The organism is Zoogloea oleivorans (assembly GCF_008107625.1).
In the GTDB taxonomy this organism is placed as follows: Bacteria; Pseudomonadota; Gammaproteobacteria; order Burkholderiales; family Rhodocyclaceae; genus Zoogloea; species Zoogloea oleivorans.
This window is the reverse complement of the sequence record NZ_SDKK01000001.1, coordinates 177045-183302: the sequence shown is the minus strand read 5'-3', so window position 1 is coordinate 183302 and position 6258 is coordinate 177045. Positions and strand designations below refer to the sequence as shown.

General features: G+C 61.8%; 5 protein-coding genes and 1 pseudogene. 3 read left to right on the top strand and 3 right to left on the bottom strand.

Annotated elements, in window-relative coordinates; genetic code table 11:
- The coding region (locus ETQ85_RS00910; RefSeq protein ID WP_187394533.1) for a 2-oxo acid dehydrogenase subunit E2 at positions 1 to 576 on the top strand (576 nt) is incomplete at its 5' end.
- A gap of 10 nt (positions 577 to 586) precedes the next feature.
- Entirely contained in the window at positions 587 to 2365 is a 1779-nt protein-coding gene (gene lpdA, locus ETQ85_RS00905) for a dihydrolipoyl dehydrogenase (RefSeq protein WP_148577235.1), read from the top strand.
- 65 nt (positions 2366 to 2430) lie between these two features.
- Here the strand turns inward: lpdA and ETQ85_RS00900 are convergent, their stop codons facing one another.
- The 3 genes from ETQ85_RS00900 to ETQ85_RS26045 form a co-directional block, all read right to left on the bottom strand.
- The gene (locus ETQ85_RS00900) at positions 2431 to 3708 is read right to left on the bottom strand and encodes an NAD(P)/FAD-dependent oxidoreductase (RefSeq protein ID WP_148577234.1); all 1278 of its coding nucleotides are present in this window, start codon (positions 3706 to 3708) and stop codon (positions 2431 to 2433) included.
- Between the two features lie 183 nt (positions 3709 to 3891).
- Positions 3892 to 5340, bottom strand: coding sequence for a sensor domain-containing diguanylate cyclase (locus ETQ85_RS00895; RefSeq protein ID WP_222862012.1), 1449 nt, complete (start codon positions 5338 to 5340; stop codon positions 3892 to 3894).
- Positions 5341 to 5395: 55 nt separating this feature from the next.
- Positions 5396 to 5539 (bottom strand): hypothetical protein, encoded by a 144-nt coding sequence (locus ETQ85_RS26045; protein ID WP_187394532.1) that lies wholly within the window; start codon positions 5537 to 5539, stop codon positions 5396 to 5398.
- Between the two features lie 199 nt (positions 5540 to 5738).
- Here ETQ85_RS26045 and ETQ85_RS00890 point away from each other — a divergent pair.
- Positions 5739 to 6209: pseudogene (locus ETQ85_RS00890) on the top strand (transposase); the annotation flags it as partial.
- Positions 6210 to 6258: the final 49 nt, after the last annotated feature.

Genomic DNA, 6258 nt, shown 5'->3' with positions numbered 1-6258 from the left:
GACCTGGAAGCCTTCCGCGTCCTGATGAACAAGGAATACGAGAAGTCAGGCAAGAAGCTGACCATGCTCGCCTTCATCATCAAGGCCGCTGTCCGCGCCCTGCAGGAATTCCCCGAGTTCAACACCTCGCTCGACGGTGACAACCTGGTCTACAAGAAGTACTTCAACATCGCCTTCGCCGCCGACACGCCCAATGGCCTCGTCGTGCCGGTCATCAAGGATGCCGACAAGAAGAGCGTCTTCGAGATTGCCGCCGAATCCGGCGCGCTGGCCAAGAAGGCTCGCGACGGCAAGATGGGCCCGGCCGACATGTCCGGCGCGTGCTTCACCATCTCGTCCTTGGGCGGCATCGGCGGCACTTACTTCGCGCCGATCGTCAATGCACCGGAAGTGGCCATCCTGGGTGTCAACAAGTCGGTGATGAAGCCGGTGTGGGACGGCAAGCAGTTTGTGCCGCGCCTGACCCTGCCGATGTCCCTGACCGCTGACCACCGCGTCATCGACGGCGCCCTGGCGACCCGCTTCAACGTGTACCTCGCCCAACTGCTGGCCGACTTCCGTCGGGTCATGCTCTAAGGAGATCGCCATGAGCCTCGTAGAAGTCAAGGTTCCGGACATTGGCGACTTCGCCGATGTCCCGGTCATCGAGCTGTTCGTGAAGGTTGGCGACAGCATCAAGGCCGAAGACGCGATTGCCACGCTCGAATCCGACAAGGCCACGATGGACGTGCCCTCCTCGGCCACCGGCGTGATCAAGGAAGTCAAGGTAGCGCTGGGCGACCGCGTTACCGAAGGCAGCCTGCTGATCATCGTCGAAACCGCCGATGCGGCTGGCGCCACGGCGCCGGCAGCGGCTGCAGCACCGGCCGCTGCGGCTCCTGCTGCCGCCCCGGTGGCTGCTCCGGCAGCCGCCAGCCATGGCGGTTCGGCCGATGTCGAATACGACCTGGTCGTGCTCGGCGCCGGCCCCGGCGGTTACTCGGCGGCCTTCCGGGCTGCCGACCTCGGCCTCAAGACCGCCATCATCGAGCGCTACGCCACCCTCGGTGGCGTGTGCCTGAACGTCGGCTGCATTCCCTCCAAGGCCCTGCTGCACGTGGCCGCGGTGATGGACGAAGCCGAACACATGGGCGCCGCCGGCGTCAGCTTCGCCAAGCCCGTGGTGGACGTGGACGTGCTGCGCGCCCACAAAGAGAAAGTCGTCGGCAAGCTCACCGGCGGTCTGGCCGGCATGGCCAAGGGCCGCAAGGTGGACGTGATCCGCGGCTACGGTCACTTCCTCGACCCGAACCATCTCGAAGTCGAAGGCACCACCGGCACCAGCCAGGACAAGACCGGCGACAAGAAGGTGGTGAAGTTCAAGCAGTGCATCATCGCCGCCGGTAGCGCCGCGGTGCATCTGCCCTTCATCCCGCGTGACCCGCGCATTGTCGATTCCACCGGCGCACTCGAATTGCGCTTCGTGCCCGGCAAGCTGCTGGTCATCGGCGGCGGCATCATCGGCCTCGAAATGGCCACCGTCTATTCGTCCCTCGGCGCCCGCGTCGATGTGGTCGAAATGATGGACGGCCTGATGCAGGGCCCCGACCGTGACGCCGTCAAAGTGTGGGAAAAGCAGAACGCCCAGCGCTTCGACAAGATCATGCTCAAGACCAAGACGGTTGGCGTGGATGCCCGTGAAGACGGCCTCTACGTCACCTTCGAAGGCGAAGGCGCCCCGACGGAACCGGTCAAGTACGACATGATTCTGCAATCGGCCGGCCGTGCGCCCAACGGCAAGAAGATCGGCGCCGAAAACGCCGGTGTGATCGTCGGCGAGCGCGGCTTCATCCCGGTCGATGCCCAGATGCGCACCAACGTGCCCCACATCTTCGCCATCGGCGACGTGGTCGGCCAACCCATGCTGGCCCACAAGGCCGTGCATGAAGCCCACGTGGCCGCCGAAGTCGCTGCCGGCCACAAGGCCGCTTTCGACGCCACCGTAATCCCGGGCGTGGCCTACACCCATCCGGAAGTGGCATGGGTCGGCTACACCGAAGCCCAGGCCAAGGCCGAAGGCAAGAAGGTCGAAACCGCCAAGTTCCCGTGGGCCGCCAGCGGCCGCGCGATCGCCAACGGTGCCGACTACGGCTTCACCAAGCTGATCTTCGACGCCGAAACCCACCGGGTCATCGGCGGCACCATCGTCGGCCCGAGCGCCGGCGACATGATCGGCGAAGTGTGCCTGGCCATCGAAATGGGCGCGGACGCCGTGGATATCGGCAAGACCATCCACCCCCACCCCACCCTCGGCGAAACCATCGGCATGGCGGCTGAAGTTGCCCACGGCAGCTGCACCGACATCCCGCCGGTACGCAAGAAGTAAGCTAACGATTCCCTGTTGTAGCGTTGTTTCAGCGGCCTTCGGGCCGCTTTTTTTTGCCTCGCCGCTTACTTGTCCTCGAGACGGAAAATGCCCAGCGCTTTCAGGACGTACTTCTCGAAGACCGGCTCGGACGAGCCCGAGCGCACCTTGTGCAGAAAGTATTTCTCGAAGGCGATCTTCGCCAGATGCACCCACTTTCCCTTCTTGAACCAATTGACGTTGCGGGGCGGCAATTGCGGCAGGGCGACAAAGGCCGCCCCCGTATCACCCATGTCGGCCAGACAGATGGCATTCCAGGTTCCTTTGGCACTGGCCTCTTGCCCGGCAAGGTCTGCCGCAATGTTTTCGACAATGGCCGTCACCATCGTCTCGATCATGTAGCCCGTCTTCGGCGCACCGGTGGGCACCGGGGTTACCTCCACGGGAGGAATGGCAACGCACACACCCGCCGAAAAAATGTTCCTGTATTTTCTGCTTCGCTGGTATTCGTCAATCAACACAAACCCCCGCGGGTTGCACAACCCGTCCACCGCCGCCACCGCATCCACCCCCTTGAAGGCCGGCAACATCATCGAAAACAGGAAGGGCAACTCATGCTCCCGCAGCACATTGCCCAGGCCATCGAGTTCGGTGGTGAACAAGCGGTCAGCCTCGACCCGGGTCGTCCTGGCGTTTGTTATCCATTTGATGTCGTGGTTGCGAAACTCGCTTTCGAGCATGGATTTCGAATCCCCCACACCGCCAAGCCCCAGGTGCCCCACGTAGGGCTCGCTGGTCACATAGGTGATGGGCACCTTGTGGCGTAGCTTCCGCTTCCGCAGATCCGCATCCAGAATGAAGGCGAACTCGTAGGCCGGGCCAAAGCAACTGGCCCCCGGCATCGCCCCCACCACAACGGGCCCGGGGTTCTGCAAAAAGCGCTCGTAGGCCGCAAACGTCCGTTCTGCGTGGTCGGTGGTGCAGATGGAATGGGTGAAACCGCCGACAGGCCCCGAGCCCGGCACCTCGTCAAAAGCCAGACGCGGCCCCGTCGTGATGACAAGATAGTCGTAATCCAGCAGCGCACCATCGGCAAGCCTGAGTCGGTTTTCCTCGGCAAGAATCGACGCGACCGGCTGCGCAACAAAGGCGATCCCCTTCTTCTCGAGGTGGGGCCGCAGCTCAACCGTAATCTCGTCCCGCGCCCGCTTGCCAACGGCCACCCAGGGATTCGACGGAATGAACTGAAAATACTCGCTCGCACTGACAACCGTAACGCGATGCGATTTTCCCAGCTTCGCTTGCAACTCATAGGCTGCCGGCACGCCCCCTATGCCAGCCCCGACGACAATGATCTTGGCCATACGGTCTCCTTTGGTTGTTGTCTGCTTATATTTACCAGAATATAAGCCAACTCTAATTTAATCAACCAAGCCGTGTGATGTGGCGGTGAAGAACGGATTGACGCGGCGCGGGGGCTTGCATGGAAGGGGCTTCCTAGCCATCAAGGGGGCCGTGCTGACGAGGGGATCTGGTGCAGGAAGCGGCTATTCGAGGTAAGGCTGATTGCCAGCGATGACCGAACGATTACGTCCGTCTTCCTTGGCTTGATAGAGCGCCTTGTCGGCGCGTTGCAGCATGGCATCGAACGAAGCGTCGCCCGGGGTCAGCGACGCAATGCCGATGCTGACAGTAAACCTCACCACAGTGCCGTCATCGGCATGGACGACGGTGGACTCATCTACTGTCTTGCGCAGCCGCTCAGCAATGAGCGCTGCACCGGACGTATCGGTTTCGGGAAGGATGAGCGCGAATTCCTCGCCGCCCAGGCGACCGCACATATCCTGGGCACGTACAAGAAACATCATCACATTCGCCAGTTCCTGAATGACGCGATCGCCGGCTGGATGCCCCCAGCGATCGTTGATGGACTTGAACTTGTCAATATCCAGCATGAGCACCGACAGCGGATTGCCGTAACGCTTGGCTCGCCTGAATTCGCGACCTCCGAGATCCATGAGGTAGCGTCGATTGGCAATGCCGGTGAGCGCGTCGGTGTTCGCCAATTTGCGCATTTCCTCGCGCTGGCGCTCGGTGGCTAGCTGCACACGCAGCGCCAACAGGGACAAGACAGACAGCAAGATGTAACCGACGGCGAACTGCCAGGCGCGGTGCTGCCAGCCGGCAAGCACGCCCAACTTGTCGAAGCCGACGATGACGACGAACGGAAAGCGCTCCAGCTTGCTCAGGCCGAAGATGCGCTCGCGGCCATCCATGGGAGATACCGCCGTGAAAGTCGCGGAGCTATCGAGCTCGCCGAAGCCTGGCTGACTCAATGGGGGCGAAGTGCGCCGTCCAATTGCTTCGGGCAAGGGCGGGTTGCGCGCCAGCAGCGTCCCGTCGGCGTCGACAATTGCAAGAACATCGCCTTCATCGATTTCGAAAGCTGCGATCCATTTCTGGGCGTACTCAAGGTCGATCACCACCATCGCCCCACCAAGCAGAACGCCGTCAGGCGAGCCCACAGTCCGTGACATGAGAACGACCGGGCGGCCCGATGCCGACTTATCCGGCGGCATGTATTGAATGTGCAGGCTTTGTCCCGGATCGACCCTCGCCGCATTGCAGAATCGTTGTCGGCTCCTAGTGCCCTGCGTGGGATAGTTGGCGGCCGCAGCGAAGATGCAGTCGCCGTTGAACAAGACCAGATCCGTCAGGCCGGTAACGGTTGCGACCTTCTCCTTGAGCAAGGCGTCCAGGCGTTTGGAGACGCCTGCGTCGGGCTGCGGATAGGCCAGGTCCCGAACCACACTGACCCTACCGATGACATCCCTCAGTACGTAATCAGCCGCCAGAAAGGTGTCGCTGAACGAACGGTTAATCAACTGGCTTCTATGGATCGCCAATCTCGATCTTTCGGCAACGATGCGCTCGCCCTCCCGCGAAAAATCCACTACCAGCCAGCCGCCGATGGTCACCAGAAGCAGCAACAGCACGCCATAGCTGCCGCCCCGAGGGAGAGATCGCCGAGCCCGGATGGCAAGCACCCGATCAACCCCCGTATGCAACAACGACGGGGTGAACGCTCATGGCGTGCACCACCGTGCCCGAGGCACCCAGGCCGACCTTGTCGGCGCAGGCCATCCGCGGCATGCCGTGGTTGTTGCCAAATACGATGTAGTCGCAGGGTTTCATGGGGGGCTATTCTACAACCCGAATGGGATAGCCGGTTTTATCGACGGCTGATGCCGACCGGGTGAGATCGCTACCGTCCGCTTCGGAGGATTCAATGCTGTGGGGTCCGGGTCCAACCGGCCACGCGGGAGAAAGCGTTCTTACCGCATTGGGCGCGGGGTACGCGTTCTCCGGGGAAGGAAGCCGCCCTTCAGGTGGGATGCCGCGTCAAGGTCGGCAACCGGAAGACCTGATTGGCGAGAACGGCTTGCTCAAGCAACTCACCAAGTTGCTGGTCGAGAAGGCGTTGGAAGCCGAGATGACCGACCACCTCGGCCACGGCAAGAATGAGCCGGTAGAGAACCCGGCCGGCAATACGCGCAACGGGAAGAGCAGGAAGACGCTCAAAGGGGAGTTCGGCGAACTGCCGATAGAAATTCCCCGTGACCGCCACGGCACCTTCGAGCCGCAGTTCATTCCCAAACACCAGACCCGCTGGACGGGCTTTGACGACAAGATTCTGTCGCTTTACGCCCGAGGGATGACGGCCCGCGAAATCCAGTCACACTTGAAAGAGATGAACGGCACCGAGGTGTCGCCAACGCTGATTTCATCGGTCACCGATGCCGTGATTGAAGAGGCCAAAGCCCGGCAGTCACGGCCGCTGGACTGCATTCACGTCAAAGTCAAGCGGTGGTAATGAACACATTGAACAACAGGTTCAACAGTTGCAGGGCAGA

Bases quoted from the DNA above. Each gene is read 5' to 3' on its own strand.
- lpdA (WP_148577235.1), top strand. From the start codon at position 587: ATGAGCCTCGTAGAAGTCAAGGTTCCGGACATTGGCGACTTCGCCGAT.
- ETQ85_RS00900 (WP_148577234.1), bottom strand. From the start codon at position 3,708: ATGGCCAAGATCATTGTCGTCGGGGCTGGCATAGGGGGCGTGCCGGCA.
- ETQ85_RS26045 (WP_187394532.1), bottom strand. From the start codon at position 5,539: ATGAAACCCTGCGACTACATCGTATTTGGCAACAACCACGGCATGCCG.